Annotated in this window: 15 protein-coding genes; 5 read left to right on the plus strand and 10 right to left on the minus strand. The window is 42.4% G+C overall.

Annotated features, from left to right (window positions below):
* Positions 1–236: 236 nt before the first annotated feature.
* Entirely contained in the window at positions 237–785 is a 549-nt protein-coding gene (locus V7K45_RS22970) for a HEAT repeat domain-containing protein (protein WP_335007284.1), read from the plus strand.
* Here the strand turns inward: V7K45_RS22970 and V7K45_RS22975 are convergent.
* The 10 genes from V7K45_RS22975 to V7K45_RS23020 all read right to left on the minus strand — a co-directional run bounded on the left by V7K45_RS22975 (position 782) and on the right by V7K45_RS23020 (position 13,467).
* Positions 782–2,395 (minus strand): iron uptake porin, encoded by a 1,614-nt coding sequence (locus V7K45_RS22975; RefSeq protein WP_335007285.1) that lies wholly within the window; start codon positions 2,393–2,395, stop codon positions 782–784. The two genes, V7K45_RS22970 and V7K45_RS22975, sit on opposite strands and share 4 nt — an antisense overlap.
* 110 nt (positions 2,396–2,505) lie before the next feature.
* On the minus strand, positions 2,506–3,561 hold the full coding sequence (locus V7K45_RS22980) for a Gfo/Idh/MocA family oxidoreductase (protein WP_335007286.1): 1,056 nt from the start codon (positions 3,559–3,561) through the stop codon (positions 2,506–2,508).
* Positions 3,562–3,826: 265 nt separating this feature from the next.
* Complete coding sequence (locus V7K45_RS22985) at positions 3,827–5,227, minus strand: sugar porter family MFS transporter (protein WP_335007287.1); 1,401 nt, start codon at positions 5,225–5,227, stop codon at positions 3,827–3,829.
* A 121-nt stretch (positions 5,228–5,348) separates the two neighbouring features.
* Positions 5,349–6,347 carry an ABC transporter permease subunit gene (locus tag V7K45_RS22990; RefSeq protein WP_335007288.1) on the minus strand — a complete coding sequence of 333 codons (999 nt, stop codon included), beginning with the start codon at positions 6,345–6,347 and terminating at the stop codon, positions 5,349–5,351.
* Positions 6,344–7,900 (minus strand): sugar ABC transporter ATP-binding protein, encoded by a 1,557-nt coding sequence (locus V7K45_RS22995; RefSeq protein ID WP_335007289.1) that lies wholly within the window; start codon positions 7,898–7,900, stop codon positions 6,344–6,346. The genes V7K45_RS22990 and V7K45_RS22995 overlap by 4 nt, the downstream gene beginning before the upstream one ends.
* 435 nt (positions 7,901–8,335) lie before the next feature.
* The gene (locus V7K45_RS23000) at positions 8,336–9,370 is read right to left on the minus strand and encodes an ABC transporter substrate-binding protein (RefSeq protein ID WP_335007290.1); all 1,035 of its coding nucleotides are present in this window, start codon (positions 9,368–9,370) and stop codon (positions 8,336–8,338) included.
* Positions 9,371–9,522: 152 nt separating this feature from the next.
* On the minus strand, positions 9,523–10,524 hold the full coding sequence (locus tag V7K45_RS23005; protein WP_335007291.1) for a substrate-binding domain-containing protein: 1,002 nt from the start codon (positions 10,522–10,524) through the stop codon (positions 9,523–9,525).
* A gap of 774 nt (positions 10,525–11,298) precedes the next feature.
* Positions 11,299–12,195 carry an inositol oxygenase family protein gene (locus V7K45_RS23010; RefSeq protein WP_335007292.1) on the minus strand — a complete coding sequence of 299 codons (897 nt, stop codon included), beginning with the start codon at positions 12,193–12,195 and terminating at the stop codon, positions 11,299–11,301.
* A gap of 328 nt (positions 12,196–12,523) precedes the next feature.
* Entirely contained in the window at positions 12,524–12,844 is a 321-nt protein-coding gene (locus tag V7K45_RS23015) for a DUF1815 family protein (RefSeq protein ID WP_335007293.1), read from the minus strand.
* Between the two features lie 137 nt (positions 12,845–12,981).
* Positions 12,982–13,467: a gluconokinase gene (locus V7K45_RS23020; protein ID WP_335007294.1), complete on the minus strand. Its 486-nt coding sequence runs from the start codon at positions 13,465–13,467 to the stop codon at positions 12,982–12,984.
* 211 nt (positions 13,468–13,678) lie between these two features.
* On the opposite strand from V7K45_RS23020, the gene V7K45_RS23025 reads away from it, so the two are divergent.
* The 4 genes from V7K45_RS23025 to V7K45_RS23040 all read left to right on the plus strand — a co-directional run bounded on the left by V7K45_RS23025 (position 13,679) and on the right by V7K45_RS23040 (position 17,608).
* Positions 13,679–14,710, plus strand: a complete 1,032-nt coding sequence (locus V7K45_RS23025) for a LacI family DNA-binding transcriptional regulator (protein ID WP_335007295.1) — start codon at positions 13,679–13,681, stop codon at positions 14,708–14,710.
* 26 nt (positions 14,711–14,736) lie between these two features.
* A complete protein-coding gene (gene uxaC / locus V7K45_RS23030; protein WP_335007296.1) occupies positions 14,737–16,164 on the plus strand; it encodes a glucuronate isomerase in 1,428 nt (475 codons plus the stop codon).
* Between the two features lie 103 nt (positions 16,165–16,267).
* Positions 16,268–17,104, plus strand: coding sequence for an SDR family oxidoreductase (locus tag V7K45_RS23035; protein WP_335007297.1), 837 nt, complete (start codon positions 16,268–16,270; stop codon positions 17,102–17,104).
* A gap of 111 nt (positions 17,105–17,215) precedes the next feature.
* Positions 17,216–17,608 carry an Imm32 family immunity protein gene (locus V7K45_RS23040; protein ID WP_335007298.1) on the plus strand — a complete coding sequence of 131 codons (393 nt, stop codon included), beginning with the start codon at positions 17,216–17,218 and terminating at the stop codon, positions 17,606–17,608.
* Positions 17,609–17,699: the final 91 nt, after the last annotated feature.

Consider the following 17,699-nt stretch of genomic DNA (forward strand, 5'->3'; position numbering starts at 1 on the left):
GTGGTTCTTCTCTCACCTTCTGTCAAAAGTGGGCCTGTGTTCAATCAGACCTCCTCTTTTTTCTTTGATTTCGACGATTTAGTCTAAACTCCAGAGCTCAACAAAATCCAAAGAACTCGAAAAGAATTATTGATGAAATTCTACAACAAGAGACTCCTTATGAAGAATGGCTGCACCGCAATCTTTTATTTGCAGGAACTTGTTTAGCAGAAGATTTAAAATTATCTGATGGCAATTTGATTACAGATATTTTGCAGAGATTAGTTGAGCTTGAAGTTAGCAATTCTCGCTTAGTAGGTGAGAAAGTTAAATCACAAGTTTTTCAAATTCTTTGCAATTTAAATGAAACCCAGTTTCAAGCTCAAGCACTACAACTGTTGAAAGCATCAGCAGATTTGATAGATAAAGGGCGACTGCGAGAATATCGGGCAGCTTTAGGTGAACAAGAGGAAGTATTGGCAGAACTGCTGGGTTTACTCAAAGATGATAGTGATGATGTGCGTAACTCTGCTGCTTTTGCATTGGCCAAGTTGGGCAACGCCTCGCTACAGGTAGTTGAAGCACTGCTGGGTTTACTCAAAGATGAGAGTCAGAGAGTGCATTATTCTGCTGCTGAAGCATTGGGCAAGTTGGGCAACGCCTCGCCACAGGTAGTTGAAGCACTGCTAGGTTTACTAAAAGATGAGAGTCAGAGAGTGCGTTACTATGCTGCTCAAATATTGGGCCTAAAGAGTGCTGAATATTCAGCACTCTGTTGGTCAAGCAAAGCATTGACATCCAGTTAAAAATCGAAGGTTGTGCGAAGCACACCCACATACTGCGTATCATTTCTGCTGTCGTTTTCCGGGTTGAGAATCACCCAAAAACCAGGAGTCACTGAGATGTTGTCATTTAGCCGATAACGATAAAATGCTTCGATATGATAAGCGTTGTCTCGGTCTTGACGGATATCACTGTTAGAGACATGGGGTGGTATACCAAAGAGAATTCCTGGCAGATTGCCTCTACCACCCACATCGGGAAAGGACACACCAATCGCCCCAAACCAGACATTGGCATTGGCACCATTGTTAACAAATAGAGAATCTGTTCCACCCCTACCATTGGAAATATCACTCAAACCAGAACTCTTGGCATTTGCCCAAATATATCCACCCCAAGCGTGGACTTGGAAATTCGGGGAGAAGCGATAGTATCCCTGTGTGCCGACAATATCGTTGGAAGTAGCAATGTTGTTACCAAAGGGAGCGTTTGACAAGACGTTACCCGTCCCAGCGGAGATATCGGGTACTCCACCAGGGCTATAGCCATGAGAGTAGGCAACACCGATCGCTCCTTGCTTACCATAATAGGCTAAGTGAGCTAAGGCGTTGTAGCCGCCATCAAACAAGCCGTTGCTCCCTGATGGCACATTAGGACTGTTTGCTAAATAGCCCAAGGTGAGAACCAAGTCTTTGGTAATGTTCCAGTTAGCGGCTGCACCACCGCCACCTCGCCGGAATAAAGGACTGTACGAGCCAAATAGTGAGGGAACCCCATTGCCGTCGTCAGCAATTGTGGGGGGAGTGACGGTGGTTGTAATGTCGGTGTAACCAATGCCTGTGGGCCCAACAACGAAGTTAAGGGATTCACTGACTGGGAAGTAATAACGGATGTGGGGGACAAGAAGCGTATCGTTGCTGTCATAATCGAAGTTCAGGCGTGTCATCCCTGTGCCTGTGGCTGCGGCAATTTGGCTTGCACCATTGGAATTCGCAAAGTTACCAAACTCCAGCCGGACTCGCAACAAATCTTTGCCCGTAAAACTGCTCTCAAAGTTGAGACGACCCCGATTTGAAAAGTAGAGATTGGATTCATCGCGATCGCTACCTACTCTATCTCCAAAGGTATCACTAATGGCGGTAATAATTTGAGCGTTCAATCTAGTAGTTGTGGAAAACTGCTGCGCCTCCAATGTTGCTGTATGCGCCTCTAAAGTATCTACTCGTCCGCGCAGAGTTGTCAGTTCTGCGGCAAAGTCTTGCTGCAATTTTTGCAGCACTGCCAAATCTTGCTTATTAACTAAATCGCTAGTAGCTGTGGCAATTAACTCATTAATCCGATCTAAACAAGCATTTAAACCTGCGGCAAACTCATAACGGGTTAAAGCACGGTTCCCGCGATAGGTGGAATTGGGATAACCCGCAATACAGCCGTAGCGTTCCACTAACGATTGCAATGCACCAAACGCCCAATCGGTTGGTTGTACATCAGAAAACTGGGAAACAGAAGTGACTTGTCCCTGCAAAGTCCTATTAGCATCTGCTGCATTCGGATCGTCTTCTGGAGGTGCTGCCCAAACTGCTGGAATTGCCAAAAATAAAAGAAAAAAGCTAGGAAAAATAGTTTTTAGCATTGATTTATTAATTGAAAATGGTTGAATTATCAGCTTGTAACGAAAGAAATGACCCTCGAACCAAAGTATGAGCTAATCAACATTAAAGTTACATATTTTAAGTTGGAGTTTTAGCTCACTTCAAGTAACGTTATGGCTTTTTGCTCATTACTGCTTTTAATAGCCGCTTCTATAATTTTCATTACATTAATTCCGTCTTCGGCGGTAACAGCAATTGGCTGATTACTAACAATAGATTTATACACGGCATCGTAATAACCTAAATAACTGCCCTGCGAACTTTTGACTTTTTCTCGAATTACTTTTGTGTCTTTTTCTGTATGCAGTAAGCCATATTCACTTTCCGGCTCTGTATACCAATCAAGTGTGTTGGGCTTCATCCCTGCCACTAAATACTCTTCTTGCTTATCAGCTCTGCTTTTAAGAAAAGAACCCTTAGTGCCATGTATGATATAGGCTGGTGCAGGCTCACGCACCAGGAAGCTTGCTTTTAATTTGACGCGCAGCTTGTCGTAGTATAGTATCAACTCAAAATAATCATCTACCTGCGATCGCAGCCTAGTTATGCGGATGTCTGCAAAAATAGCATCAGGCATTCCAAATAAATGCAAAGCTTGGTCTATTAAGTGCGGCCCTAAATTATTTAATGTTCCTGCCCCCGGACTGGGAACTTCTACATGTTGTTTATGACTGAGAGTTGGCTTATATTTTTGAAATTGAAATTCTGCTTCAACAATATCACCTAGCAAGCCTGCTTGGACAATTTTTTTAACTGTTTTAAAATCACTATCCCACCTCCGGTTTTGATATACAGATAATTTTTTTCCCTGTTTCTGTGCCAATTCTTTGAGGTGTTCTGCTTCTGCTACCGTTGTAGTGAATGCTTTTTCTACCACAACATGTTTATCTGCTAGCAATGCTTGTTTAGCATAATCGTAATGGGTATAAGTGGGTGTATTTACTACCACTAAGATTACTTGCTCATCTGCTAGCAATGCTTCTAAAGAAGGATAGCTTTTAACATCAGGATAATGTTCCTGTATCAGCTTTTTGCTTCTTTCCCAAGAACCGACTAATTTAAATCCGGGATGTAAATCAATAAACGGCGCATGAAATACCATGCCGGATAAACCAGAAGAACAAAGAGCCGTATTGATAGTTTCCATCTTTTTACTAATTGACTGAAGCGAGAGTTTGTATTTAGTTGTTGTCTGATATTTTCTCCGAGATGTCCGCTCAAAAATGGAAATGCAGACTCATTAAGTGAATTAGGAAAATCCTGGATTTATAAACACACCACTACATATTAGACCTCTTGCATAAGTCGAATATACCCCCCTTAATCCCCCCGATATATTGGGTGAAACTTGAAATCTTGCCCCCTCTCCTTCACAAGGGGAGGGTTGGGGAGGGGTAATTCAAGGATGCTAATTACATATCCTCTAACTCAATTCCTTTGGTTTCTTTAATAAAGAAGAGAATGAAAAAGAGTGAGGTAGCTGCTGCAATTGTATAGAGTCCATAGGCAGAACCTAGACCGAAATATTGCAGTATAGGAGGAAATGTTGTGGAAATGATGAAATTAGCAACCCATTGCATAGCAGCAGCAATCGAAAGTGCGGCGGCTCGAATTTTGTTATTAAACATTTCTCCTAGCAGCACCCAAACCACTGGCCCCCAGGAGAAACCGAAGCAGAACACATAGAGGTTAGCTGCAATCAGAGCTATAGTCCCGGCGCTTCCTGTAAGATTGGGGTTCCCAGCAGCATCGAGGGGAGCATGACCAAAAAGATAAGCCATCGTCCCCAAGGTCAAGGTCATGCCGATTGACCCGATTATCAGTAAGGGCTTGCGACCAAATTTATCTACGAAGGCGATCGCAATCAGTGTTGTAATAATGTTGACGGCTCCTGTAATCACTGTGATTGACAGGGAATCTTTTTCGGAAAAGCCGACTGCACGCCACAAAACGCTGCTGTAGTAGAAAATTACATTAATCCCAACAAATTGCTGTAATACAGATAAGCCTATTCCTACCCAAACAATTGGGAGGAGTCCGCCACTTCTGCTTAAGAGGTCAGAAAACCTGGGTTGGCGTTCGCGAAGCACTGTCTGGCGAATTTCTTCAATTTTTGGCAGTACGTCACCCCCTAAAATCTTGGTCAGAACGTTAACAGCTTCTGATTCTCGTCCTTTGGCAACCAAATAACGGGGAGATTCAGGAATTGTTAAAGCTACCATCCCGTAGAATACTGCTGGTGGGACTGCTGTCCAAAACATCCAGCGCCAAGCTGCAACCCCAAACAAAAACGGCGAGTCTGCTGAACCTGCTGACGTAGCGATAAAGTAGTCGCTCAATAAGGCAACGAAAATTCCCACTACGATCGCTAATTGTTGCAGAGATCCTAACCTTCCCCGCAAATGAGTAGGAGAACATTCGGCAATGTAAGCTGGCGCGATGACGCTAGCAACGCCGATGCCAATCCCACCCAATACTCGCCAAAAGATAAAATCCCAGATTGTGAAGGCCATCCCAGAACCAATGGCACTGATAGTAAACAACGCTGAAGCAACGACCATTGCGTTGACTCGACCATAACGGTCTGCAATCTGTCCAGCAAAGAAGGCTCCTATCGCAGACCCCAGTAGCGCTAGGGATACTGCTAGCCCTGTTACCCAACTACTGGTGTTAAAAGCTTTTGCTAAAGATAAAACCGCACCATTGATTACAGCAGTGTCAAAACCGAATAAAAACCCGCCGAGGGCAGCGGCACCAGCGATCAAAATTACATAAAACGTGCTGGCTTTACGACGAACAGTAGTAGAAGACATAGTTTATATATTGGGAATTGGGTATAGGAGGCAGAGGGGCGGAGGGGCAGAGGGGCAGAGGGGAAAGACTTACTGCAACTTCTCCTCTGCTCCCCTGCTCCCCTGCTCCCCTGCCTTTTGCTCACCGTCTAGAACGTCTGCGTAACCGATCGATCGTTACTGCCAAAATAATTACTAGTCCTTTGACGACTAGTTGCCAGAAGTAAGATAAATTCAACAAGGTTAAACCGTTGTTGAGAATAGCAATAATCAATGCACCTAGAAGCGTGCCGCCAATGGTACCAATACCACCTGTAAAGCTGGTTCCACCTAGAATAACAGCTGCGATCGCATCTAATTCGTAACCCTGACCTATTACGCCACTGGCACTATAAAGACGGCTAGCACTCATGATTCCTGCTAAACCTGCCAGTAATCCGCTAATACCATAGACGAATAGCAACACCCGATTAACTTTAATCCCTGTTAATCTGGCTGCCCGTTCGTTACCACCCACAGCATATATCTGCACTCCTAAAACAGTTTGCCGCAGGATAAACCAGCTAGCTATCACAGTCAGTAGCGCAATTATCACTAGCCAAGGAAAGGGGCCGATGTATGTATTACCCACCCAAGCAAAATTGATGTCCCGGTTAATCAGGGTTGTACCCTTGGCAACTAAAAAGGCAACACCCCGCAAGGCTGTAAGTGAACCCAGGGTGACAATAAAAGGTGGCACATCCAAGAAGGTAATGAGCGCACCGTTGAGTAAGCCTAACAGCAATCCCGCCAGCAAGGCAGCAGGTACAGCTGCCCAACTTAAAGCCGGTAGTAGCGATACTAGCAATGCAACTACCGCAGAAACAGCCAATATTGACCCAACTGAAAGGTCAATACCGCCGGTGAGAATTACAAAGGTCATTCCTGTCGCCAGCACAATATTGATTGATGCCTGACGCAAGATATTAACGATATTACCGCCGGTGAGGAAGTTGGGAGAAAGGAATGCAAATAAGATGCAGATAATTACTAAGATTGGCAGAATACCCGCAACTTCCAACAGACTGCTGATTGATTTCCGGTTGCGAGCTGCGGGATTGTTGGCTGATTTATTGATAGGCGGTCTGACTGTCTGACTCATAATGCTGATACCTCCGATGCTCCAGTTGCGTAGTGCATAATCTTTTCTTGGGTGATTTCTTTGCCAAGGCTGCCATCCAGTTCACCTACCAGCTGTCCTTCTCGCATCACTAAGACGCGATCGCTCATGCCGACAATCTCCGCTAGTTCGCTGGAAACCATTAAAATAGCAACACCTTGCGCTGCCAATTCGCTCATAATTCGGTAAATTTCGCTTTTGGCACCGATATCTACGCCCCGTGTTGGCTCATCTAACATTAGTACTCTCGGTTTAATGGCTAACCAACGCGCTAGCAGTAGCTTCTGCTGATTACCACCAGAAAGATCCAATGCTCTAATTTCCAAATTGGCTAGGCGGATATTAAAGTTTTCCACCGCGTCTGTTGAGAGTCGATTCACTGAAGGCCAGTTAACAATTCCAGCTTTGGCATCTTGCTTGAGTGTGTTGATGGCAATATTCTTGCGGGCGCTCATCTCCAGAAATAAACCTTGGTCTTTGCGGTCTTCTGGAACGTAGCCAATTCCGGCTGCAATGGCATCGCTAGGGGTATTAATTTCCAGTTTTTTGCCATTCAAGAATACTTCGCCACTAGCCTTGCGGTCGGCACCAAAAATTAGCCGGGATAGTTCTGTGCGTCCGGCACCAACCAGCCCCGCTAAACCAACAATTTCTCCAGCATGAACTTTAAAACTAGCCGGCTCAATCTTCTTCCGGGCGTCGCTCATATTTCTGACTTCCAGCACGACTGGGCCAGGATTCGTTTGCCGTTGATGTTCGTAAAAGTCTTGCATGGAGCGACCAACCATCATCTGCACTAATCGCTGGGGAGAGATTTCGCTGCGTGTGAGACTGCCAATATATTGACCATCACGCAACACACTAATCCGGTCAGCTAGGGCATAGATTTCTTCCATCCGATGGCTGATGTAAATAATCGCAATACCATCCCGCCGCAGTTTGCGAATTACCTCAAATAAATGGTCGCTCTCGCGGTCAGATAGGGCTGCTGTTGGTTCATCCATCACCAAAACGCGGCTTTTGTCCTTCAGCGCCCTGGCAATTTCCACTTGCTGCTGTTCGGCGATGGACAAAGTACCAACTATAGTCTGCGCGGTAAAATTGGCTCCCAAGGTGTCCAGCACTTCTTCTGCTTCCAGTTGCATCGCTTTGCGGTCTAAAAACTGACCTCGCCGCAACTCGCTACCCATAAACATATTTTCGGTAACGGTTAAATTCGGTGCAACATTCAGTTCTTGATAAATGAGATTAATACCCGCTTTGCGTGCTGTCGCCGGATCGGTAATTTTCAAGGGTTGACCATTGATCCGAATTTCTCCTTCATCGGCAATGTAAGCCCCTGCCAGGATTTTCATCAATGTGCTTTTGCCTGCTCCGTTTTCACCCATGAGGGCGTGAACTTCTCCCGGATAAATCGTCAGATTAACATTTTGGAGCGCAGATACACCATGAAATCGTTTTGTAATTCCTTGCATTTCTAACACTGGGGTGCTAGTTGGTGTATCAGAACGTGAGGTTTCAATATTTGTTGTCATGAGCAAAACCTGTAAAAACGATTTAAAATCTGCGATTGGGAATTAGAAACTAATAAACTCATATTTGATTGCTCGCAAAATCAGGTTTTAAAAGCTGACTACTAGTTTGAAAATAGGGAATGGAGAAGAGATATTTTCATAATTGATTGTTAACGTTACTTAATAGAAGTTGCTGGTAAAATTTGAGTGCTATAAATAGACACTCAGATTTCCCTCTGATGCACATATATAGTGGTTCTCAGTTGGGTGCAGCAGAGTTTTAACCTCTTTCTAAACCCATCTTTCTATTAAAGAAAAGACAAGAACAAAGATGAGGTTTGGTATTAATTTAAGTGAAAACCGCCAGACATTCTAGGTATGTGCAAAAACTTTACAAATGCACCAAAAGATTGATATCAAAAGGCATATTTTTCAATTGCAAATTCACAATTTCTATTACTCCCAGCCTTTTTCTGTGCTGACGTTATCTTTTGTGACTAACTTAACTGGAATCAAAATAGTGGAATTGCTAGGTTTTTTCCCATTTAAAATGTCGTTGCCAACTTGAACTGCTTTTTGGGCCATCCCTCGTGGATTTTGAGTAGCAGTTGCTGCATATAAACCATTTTTATTGGCGATCGCAGTTATTGCTTCTGGCGCACCATCAACCCCTACAATAAAGAAATCTTTACGTTGTGCTTGGTTAGCCGCTAGTTCTGCGCCAAGTCCACTCGGATCGTTAATGGCAAAAACAGCATCAATCTTCGGAAAGGTTGTGAGTAAATCAGTCATAACTCTGAGTCCTCCATCCCGGCTACCATCTGCATTCTGGTTTTTAGAGAGGATTTTGATATTGGGATATTTGGATAATACATTTTCGCAGCCACTAACTCGCTGAATTACTGAGTCCACTGGCGGCCCGTTAACTATTACTACATTGCCTTTACCTTTGAGGCGGTCAGCAATATATTTGCAACTAACTTCTCCAGCTTGGACATTATTAGTTGTGATGGTGGCATCCACGCCTCCCTCTGCACCTGTGTCTACGGCAATAACAATTTCACCTGCTTTTTTGGCTCTTTCAACTATCGGCTTAATTCCACTTTTATCAGCAGCATTCAAAACAATGATATCAGTATTCGCAGCAGTAAAATTTTCAATTTGATTGGCTTGTTGGTTAAGATCATAAGCACTGGAAGCTATAATAACATTGACATCTTTTCCGCCAATTCTCTTCGCTTCTGCTTCAACTGCTTGTCCCATAACAACGAAGAAAGGGTTACTTAGATCGCCAACGGTAAAGGCAACCGATCGCAACTTTCTATCCCCAGTGGCGGTTTTAGTTTCTGCACTAATATTCGTAGCAGGTTTAGTATCAGTGTTAGTAGCAGTGTTGTCATCGGGAGAACCGTTTGTACAGCCGACAAGGCTACCACTAATGATACCTATACCTAGTATGCTAGCTGCAATTACAATCTTTCTCACATTCATATATCTCCTAAAAGTTATTTTGATGTACACCGAATTTGGAACTGATGTATTTTTTTTAAACAGGATCGAAGATTCTAACTCTGTCGTATCAAGCCTTTTTCTGTGTGTTGTAATTACGTAGCTTGCTTGTCGCCATAGGCGAGTATTACAAATTACCAGCCTTGATAGCTGCTGAGGTTCTCTCTAGTAACCAACTTGACTGGAATCAGAATATTTGATGATTCAGGTTTTTTACCCTGGATGATATCGTTGCCAATCTGAACTGCTTTTTGAGCCATCCCTGCGGGATTTTGAGCAGCAGTTGCAGCAAATACACCATCTTTATCTTCCATTGCTTTGGTTGCATCTGGCGATCCATCTACCCCAACAATAAAAAATTCATTGCGTCTTGCTTGTTTCGCTGCTAAATCTGCGCCGACACCGCTTTGGTCATTAGTGGCAAAAACGGCATCAATTTTGGGAAAGGTTGTCAGCAAATCGCTCATGACTCTCAGTCCTCCATCCCTTGTCCCTTCGGCGTTTTGCTCTTTAGAGATGAGTTTAATATTCGGATATTTGGACAATGACTTCTCACAGCCACTGACTCGCTGATTGATTGAGTCCATCGGAGTACCGTTGAGGATGACTACACTACCTTGACCTTTGAGGCGATCGGCAATATATTGGCAAGCAACCTCACCAGCTTGGGTATTGTTGGAACTAATCATCGCATCTACATCTGCATCAACAGCTGAATCTAATGCAATAACAACTCTACCTGCAAGCCTTGCTTGGTCAATAACTGGTTTAACTCCTTTTTTATCAACAGCGCTGAGGATAATTAAGTCAGTATTCGCAGCCGTAAAATTTTCGATTTGGTTGGTTTGTTGGTTCAAATCAAAGGCGCTGGAAACCGCATTAACTCTGATATTACCCCCGATTTTTTGAGCTTCTGTCTCAGCCCCCTTCTGTACAGCATTGTAGAAGGGATTGCCTAAATCACCTAAAGCTACACCGATTGTTTGCAATTTTTTATTTGGCGTACTAAGACTCTCTGCACTTATATTAGTAGCCTTGTTAGTAGTATTAGTAGCAGTGTTGCCATTTTGAGCGCCATTTGTGCAACCAACAACCGCGAAACCTAATATGCCAACTATGAGCGAAATTCTCTTCATATTCATCTTTTGCTAACAACTGATTTAAATTTGAGAAAGGCGATCACAAGATAAACTAGGTCTGAAAAACTTAGACCTAACGTAGTGCTACTACTAGCTTTTGCAATTTAAACTCCAAAGTTATTGGATTTAGACGTAGTTGGAGTTATTGCTATTAGTTTCACAAAACAAAATGGTTTTTTGAAAGCAGAATTACGAACATTACACTACTTCAAATAGTCACATTCTTTTGGTGAAATTACTTCGTATTGCATAGCCTGAAAACAGCCTTTCAGTGAAACTTCCAAAAATTAGTATTATTAAAGTTGTAAATCTTTATTTGTTTTGACTTTTTTCATTTTATCCCGCTCCAGTGCAAAAATTAATCTTGTTTATCGAACTTTACAAATGTAAAAGGTTTTAAATCTCTCGACAGAACTCAAAGTCTTTATTCCAAAGTATTTGGATGAATTAGCCTATTCAATATTAGGGTCAATGTTAAAAACGTTAACATTTCTCAATCAATCTCCTTCAGAAAAGATACTGTTGTAGTAGAGAAGTTTTTGATTATGAGTGCTAGATTTGGAAAAATGTAAACATCCTTTGGTTAGATTTTCTAAATGAACTTTAATCAGCTTGCCAAGCGTATTTATTTATTCTTCTTCCTCCATCACTTGCAGGCAAAAAAGAGTAAACAAGATAATATTTTTAAGCCCGATACCAATATCTTGTTCTTACTTTATCCCTTCATAAAGAGAAAATTATGAATACTGACTCCTGAATTCTCCAAGCAGTTTAAAACTTTAATGTTGCGGGTAAATATTTAGCCACCAAATCTTCATAGTATGGTTTTAATTTTTGCCAATCAGGAGGAACAGGGTTTTTGGAATACAAATCGTAGGGATTGAATAAACGTACCCATTTAAACATTTCTCGATCGTGTTTATCCATCAAATGCTCATAGGCATTTTCACGATGTTGAGGATAAAATGAGTGATAGCGAAGCATATACAATGCAGGTTCGGGCAAATAGTTTTTCATCATCTGATAAAAATACTCATCATGCCCCCATGAAATATGTACATTACTCAATCCACAGTTAGGCTCGTAAATGCCATATTTAGTGTTGTAATCGGGGTTATTATAATCAGGATTTTCTTTAAAGAATTCGGAGAAAACAATTTTATCAGAAAATGCACAACCTACAGGATAAGTATCGCCTACAGTAGCCCATTGAGGTTCACCAAACAGACAAAGCACTTTCCCCATATCGTGAAAGAAGCCAGTAAGTACCATCCAGTCAGGATGACCATCAGCGCGAATGGCTTCTGATGTTTGCAATAGATGCTGTAACTGATCCATGTCTGTATCAGGATCGGAATCATCGACTAATTGATTCAAAAATTCGACCGCATCCCAAACAGACATTTCTTTTTTATCAAACTTCAAAAACTCTTTTTCTTTTTGAAGTACAAAATTATATGTTTGATTAATATGATTTAACCGATAAAACTCTTTCACCGTATCTCTGATAGTCGTTTCGTAATTCCTGTATTCTTCGGTGGTTTTACCTTCTTTAACTATGCTATCTGGATCGGGATAACGATTAAGTAAGTCTTCTTCCCATTCTTCTAGTGAATGTAAGGGATTGTTTTGAACCTGAAGAATGGCATTATTTAGAGTTTGAGACATATCTTCCTAGTTGTCGATATTGTATTTGTTAAATGGTACTTTCGCACTCTATTATGCACAGGTGTGCAAAACCTGTTTTGGACTTATTATTATTTTTGCACACGTGTGCAAAAATGCGTGTTAAGTTTCATTTCGTCTTTGCATACCTATGCACAACCCACTTCCCTCACTGTCTTACCCAATCTCTTTGGTTCAGATTGAAAACAGTGCTTTTGTTTTTTTGCACAACCGTGCATGAATTTACTAAATATAAGCTAATCTTTTAGGTTACACACGTGTGCAAAAGCTATAATTATGAATTCTTATGTCTGACTCAACCAGCCTAGTATCAATTTATCAATTGTACAGTAGAATACTTAACAAGATTAGCCAACTCTTGTAACTGGTTTATCGCTTCTGCACCCTCCAACTTCATTAATTCGCGATCGTCCCACAATTCCATCCAAGTAATTCCGTAATCAGACACTAAAAACCGAATTAGGTGCTTTTCTTTCAGGCTAACCATAAATGAAGCACTCTTCATTTGCTCGCCGCATGTATAACAAGACGCAGTATAGCCACGCCGCTCAAGTATAATTGTCAAGGCTTGCAGGGTCATTACCAAGTCTTGGACAAATTGCTGATGCTGTTGCGCTAATCTTAGAAACACTAGTTTTCTCCTACCATTACAGTTATCTGCTTGCTTTGATATTTATTTAGACTGACATCTGATGCGATTTAGTTGCCAAAAGTTCGTGTTTTCCTAGATACGTGATTAATCTTAATATTACGGTTGTCACCACTCAGCTAAATTTCTAGAGCTGTTCTAATGTTTTGGACAATTATCTGGGGTGGCTGTGCAACATCCATAGATAGAGTATCTACTGGTTCCTCAAGAGTATAAAACTGGCTGTCGAGCAGTTTTTCGCTCATGTAATGATTGCTACGCTCTTGTAAGCGCATTTGAATCAATTCATAAGACCCTTTGAGGTAAACTAGCTTGATGCGTTCGCTATCCACTACCAAAAATTGCCGATAGCTATTTTTTAAAGCCGAACACGCCAGCACCACATTTTTATTTTCTTGTAGCCAATGCTTGATGGCTGTTTGCAAATCTTGTAACCAAGGCATTCTGTCCTCTTCACTCAGAGGAATACCGCGCCGCATTTTCTCAACATTCTCTGGTGAGTGGAAAGTATCAGCGTCGCTAAATTCCCATTCTAAGGAGTCTGCTAGCAGTTTTCCGATGGTGGTTTTTCCAGAACCAGATACACCCATGACGATAATAATCATTTTTTCTTAATAAAAGTTCAACTAATTCGGAATTCGGAATTTGTAATTCGTAACTTGTAGTTGTAATCATGAACGGAGGCGAAGATGAGGACTTTTAACTCCTTGTTATGCGAAATGTGAGTTGTATTAAATTCTCTTGACAAGTCACGATTATTTTCTATAATACATACAAATGCACACGTGTGCAATATTTGAAAGCTAAAATAAAATAATGAATAAACGAAGAATTTCGATTGAAGATATTGCCCGCAGAGCAGGGGTTTCTCATTCTACAGTTTCACGTGCTTTGCGAGATAATGCTCTCATTAGCCCGAAGGTGCGAGAAGAAATTAAGCGACTGGCAGAGGAAATGAGTTATGTGCCGAATGCTATTGCTCAAAGTTTGCAAAATAAACGTACTAATACTATTGGTGTAGTAGTAACTTCAATTTCAGATCCCTTTTACGCTGAAGTGGTAGAGGGAATCGAGAAGATAGCCAGACCGGCGGGTTTGAGTGTTTTATTGAGTGCTTCACACCGAGATTTCGATCAGGAAATGGCAGCTATTGATACTTTTCATCGCCGTAGGGTGGACGGGATCTTAATAGCTGACTCGCGAATTAGTAAACAGCATACTAAACAACTCACACAAATTGCTGTACCAACAGTTCTAATTAATAGTCAGACTGAAGACCAATCAGAAATATTTCACTCAGTAGCAATAGACGATCGCTTAGGTGCTAAATTAGCGACACAGCATCTAATTAGTTTAGGACACACCGCTATTGGTTATCTGGGTGTGAGCGATCGCAGCAGGTCAAATAAGCAGCGCCTAGAAGGATATCAAATGGCCCTTGCAGAAGCTGGTATTCCCCAAAATACTGATTGGGTTTCAATTAGTGATGAATATGATACCAGAACCAGCGACGTTAATACTGGTCAAAATATGCTGTCTAAACTATTGGCTGCGGAAGTTACAGGCATATTTTGTTACAACGATATGGTGGCGGTTGGCGCTCTGTTAGCCTGCCAAGAATTAGGTATTTTAGTACCGCGAAATTTAAGCCTCGTCGGATTTGATGGTATTGCTTTGGGCGGTTACGTAACGCCGGCGCTGACCACAATCAGCCAGCCAATGTTGGAAATTGGTGGCTACGCCATGCAAATGTTACTCGATTTAATAGAAGAAAAAACTGTGGAAAATCGCGTTTTATCTCCTTTTCTATTAAAGCGTGGTAGCAGTGCAGCATTATTAACAATTTAAAACTCAAAACAATTTATACAAAACTTATGTTAACTAAAAAACCGGGTTTATCTCCCGATCGCTGCTTCTCTCCAGAACCAGTTCAAAGACGAATAGCCCATAAATTTTTTGACAGTATATCTGCGTTACCTCTAGTTTGCCCACACGGACACGTAGATCCAGCTTTGTTAGCTAATCCCGCAGTCCGTTTTGGTTCGCCCACGGAATTACTAATTATCCCTGACCACTACCTTTTGCGGATGCTCTATAGTCAGGGCGTATCTCTGCAAGCTTTGGGCATACCAACCAATGATGGTTCGCCAGGAGAAACCGACCACCGCAAAATCTGGCAATTGTTCGCCGACCATTTTTATCTATTCCAAGGTACTCCGTCTGGGTTATGGCTGAAAGAGGAACTAACTAACATCTTTGGGGTGGATGAACCTTTAAATTCTCGCAATGCCGGACGTATCTATGATTATCTAGAAGGTTTGTTAGCCTCACCGGAGTTTTCCCCGCGTGCTTTATTCAAACGCTTTAACATCGAAGTGCTTTGTACTACCGATGCCGCCAGTGATAACCTAGAGAATCAGCGATCGCTCCACGAAGAAGGTTTTACTCAAATTAGACCAACTTTTCGCCCTGATGCAGTAGTTAACCTCGATGCTCCTGGTTGGCGCGAAAATCTTAGCAAGTTGGAAAGCAGTATCGGTAAAGAAATTAACACTTACGCCAATTTTGTGCAGGCTTTAGAAGAACGTCGAGCTTTCTTTAAAAAAATGGGCGCGACAGCTACCGATCAAGGTGCAGCTACACCTTATACAACACGCCTTTCTGACCAAGAAGCTGAAGCTATCTTTGCCAGAGCATTAGCCGGCAAGCTGAATCCAGGTGATGTCGAACAATTTACCGGTCATATCTTCATGGAAATGGCGCGGATGAGCGTAGAAGATGGGTTGGTGATGCAAATGCATTGTGGTGTAATGCGTAACCATAATCCAGCTTTATTTGAGAAATTTGGAGCTGATAAAGGTGCTGATATTCCTGTAAAAATTGAATGGACTGAAAATTTACGCCCGTTGTTATCAGCTTACGGCAATGATCCGCGCTTCCATTTAATCATTTTTGGCATGGATGAAAGCACTTATAGCCGCGAGATGGCTCCATTAGCTGGTCATTATCCCAGTGTATTGCTCGGCCCACCTTGGTGGTTTCACGACAGCGTAAATGGTATGGAGCGTTATTTCAATCAGGTAATGGAAACTGCGGGAATTTATAATACTGCCGGGTTTAATGATGATACGCGGGCTTTTGTTTCGATTCCGGCTCGTCATAATGTCTGGCGGCGGGTAGCTTGTAATTGGTTGGCTGGATTGGTTGCACGGGGATTGGTTGAGGAAGAGGAAGGGTATGGTATGGCTCGTGCTTTGGCTTATGATCTCGCTAAGGTTGCTTATAAGTTTGAGGGGAATTGAGAAAACGCATAGGCGCTTCTCTACGAGACGCTACGCGAACGCCTTCCCGTAGGGTAGGGGCGCAAAGGGAAGCGCAGAGGCACGCAGAGAGGGGGAATGGGTGATGTCAGAGTTGATTTTAAGTAAACTTTTTAGCTTGACGGAGCGGGTAGCGGTAGTTACTGGTGGTTCTGGTGTGCTTGGTGGGGCTATGGCAAAGGGTTTGGCTCTGGCTGGAGCGCGAGTGGTGGTTTTGGGTCGCAATGAAGTCAGGGCGGGGGCGGTGGTGGCTGAGATTACTGCTAACGGTGGAGAAAGTATGGCTGTGGTAGCAGATGTTAGCGATCGCTCCCAATTAGAAATCGCTAGGGATGTTATTATACAGCGTTGGGATGAGATAGATATCTTGGTAAATATGGCTGGCGGTAATATTCCGGCTGCCACAATTACTGCTGATGCGACTATTTTTGATATGCCTCGCGCTGCTTTTGAGGAAGTAGTTAGCCTCAATTTAGTTGGCACTTTACTACCTTGTCAGGTTTTTGGTCAAGCAATGGTGGAAAGAAGTCAACCCCACGGTTGCATTGTGAATATTTCTTCTATGTCTGCCATTCGAGCGATTAGTCGGGTGGTTGGCTACTCAGCTGCGAAAGCGGGGATAGATAACTTTACTCGCTGGCTAGCCGTAGAACTCGCCCAAAAATATGGTGATGGAATGCGAGTAAATGCGATCGCACCAGGTTTTTTTATTGGCGAACAAAATCGAGATTTACTCTTAAATTCTGATGGTAGTTTGACCGAACGCGGACAAAAAATTATTGACCATACCCCCGCCGGACGTTTCGGAAAACCAGATGAATTACTCAGCACCTTGATTTGGTTATGTAGTTCTGGTTCTAGTTTCGTCAACGGGGTAGTTGTGCCAGTAGATGGTGGATTTAGTATCTACAGTGGAGTTTAAACTACCGGCGATAACATCTAAGGGACAATCGGTCTACATCCACAGTGCGTCTATGTCGAAAGAAACTACTTGTTAATAGTTAGTTTCTTTATTACTTAATCTGAAAGTTCGATGATTCAAATTCGCTACAGACCATACGAAATTTATATCACTGGTACACCTGAAAAACTGCGAAGTGTTCGACACCAAATTTTGAACTTATTGCAGCTTCATGAAGTGCAAGTTGATATCCCGGCTGATGCTAACTTTGAGCCAGCACCATACAATCGTCTTGATTTTTTATCAATCTATCAGACTAGAGGTGCTGTCAAACTTTCAGTTTCAGCTAATTTTCTTAAGGTAGAGGGAGAAGCATCAAAATTAGCAGTTCTGGCAGAGTGTTTTAATTTCTCAGATGGCTCAAGACGTGGTTCACACTCTCATGTTGAGTATTATGAGGATCATGAGTGGATAGCGTCTGATTCAATTCCTTGCGTAATAGGCGTGCGACAGCCACAATCTTAGTTAATTAGTAAGAACATCTGTAAAAATACTTGCGATTTATGAAACGCATAGGCAGAAAGAAATACTTGCACTTTTTAACCATATTCTCTGC

Origin of the sequence: Nostoc sp. (assembly GCF_036917375.1) — a bacterium.
Classification (GTDB): domain Bacteria; phylum Cyanobacteriota; class Cyanobacteriia; order Cyanobacteriales; family Nostocaceae; genus Nostoc.

Coding starts and splice junctions, on each gene's coding strand:
- V7K45_RS22980 (WP_335007286.1), bottom strand. CDS start 3,561: ATGGAAACTATCAATACGGCTCTTTGTTCTTCTGGTTTATCCGGCATG.
- V7K45_RS22975 (WP_335007285.1), bottom strand. CDS start 2,395: ATGCTAAAAACTATTTTTCCTAGCTTTTTTCTTTTATTTTTGGCAATT.
- V7K45_RS23035 (WP_335007297.1), top strand. CDS start 16,268: ATGTCAGAGTTGATTTTAAGTAAACTTTTTAGCTTGACGGAGCGGGTA.
- uxaC (WP_335007296.1), top strand. CDS start 14,737: ATGTTAACTAAAAAACCGGGTTTATCTCCCGATCGCTGCTTCTCTCCA.
- V7K45_RS23020 (WP_335007294.1), bottom strand. CDS start 13,467: ATGATTATTATCGTCATGGGTGTATCTGGTTCTGGAAAAACCACCATC.
- V7K45_RS22995 (WP_335007289.1), bottom strand. CDS start 7,900: ATGACAACAAATATTGAAACCTCACGTTCTGATACACCAACTAGCACC.
- V7K45_RS22985 (WP_335007287.1), bottom strand. CDS start 5,227: ATGTCTTCTACTACTGTTCGTCGTAAAGCCAGCACGTTTTATGTAATT.
- V7K45_RS23005 (WP_335007291.1), bottom strand. CDS start 10,524: ATGAAGAGAATTTCGCTCATAGTTGGCATATTAGGTTTCGCGGTTGTT.
- V7K45_RS22990 (WP_335007288.1), bottom strand. CDS start 6,347: ATGAGTCAGACAGTCAGACCGCCTATCAATAAATCAGCCAACAATCCC.
- V7K45_RS23000 (WP_335007290.1), bottom strand. CDS start 9,370: ATGAATGTGAGAAAGATTGTAATTGCAGCTAGCATACTAGGTATAGGT.
- V7K45_RS23025 (WP_335007295.1), top strand. CDS start 13,679: ATGAATAAACGAAGAATTTCGATTGAAGATATTGCCCGCAGAGCAGGG.
- V7K45_RS23040 (WP_335007298.1), top strand. CDS start 17,216: ATGATTCAAATTCGCTACAGACCATACGAAATTTATATCACTGGTACA.
- V7K45_RS23010 (WP_335007292.1), bottom strand. CDS start 12,195: ATGTCTCAAACTCTAAATAATGCCATTCTTCAGGTTCAAAACAATCCC.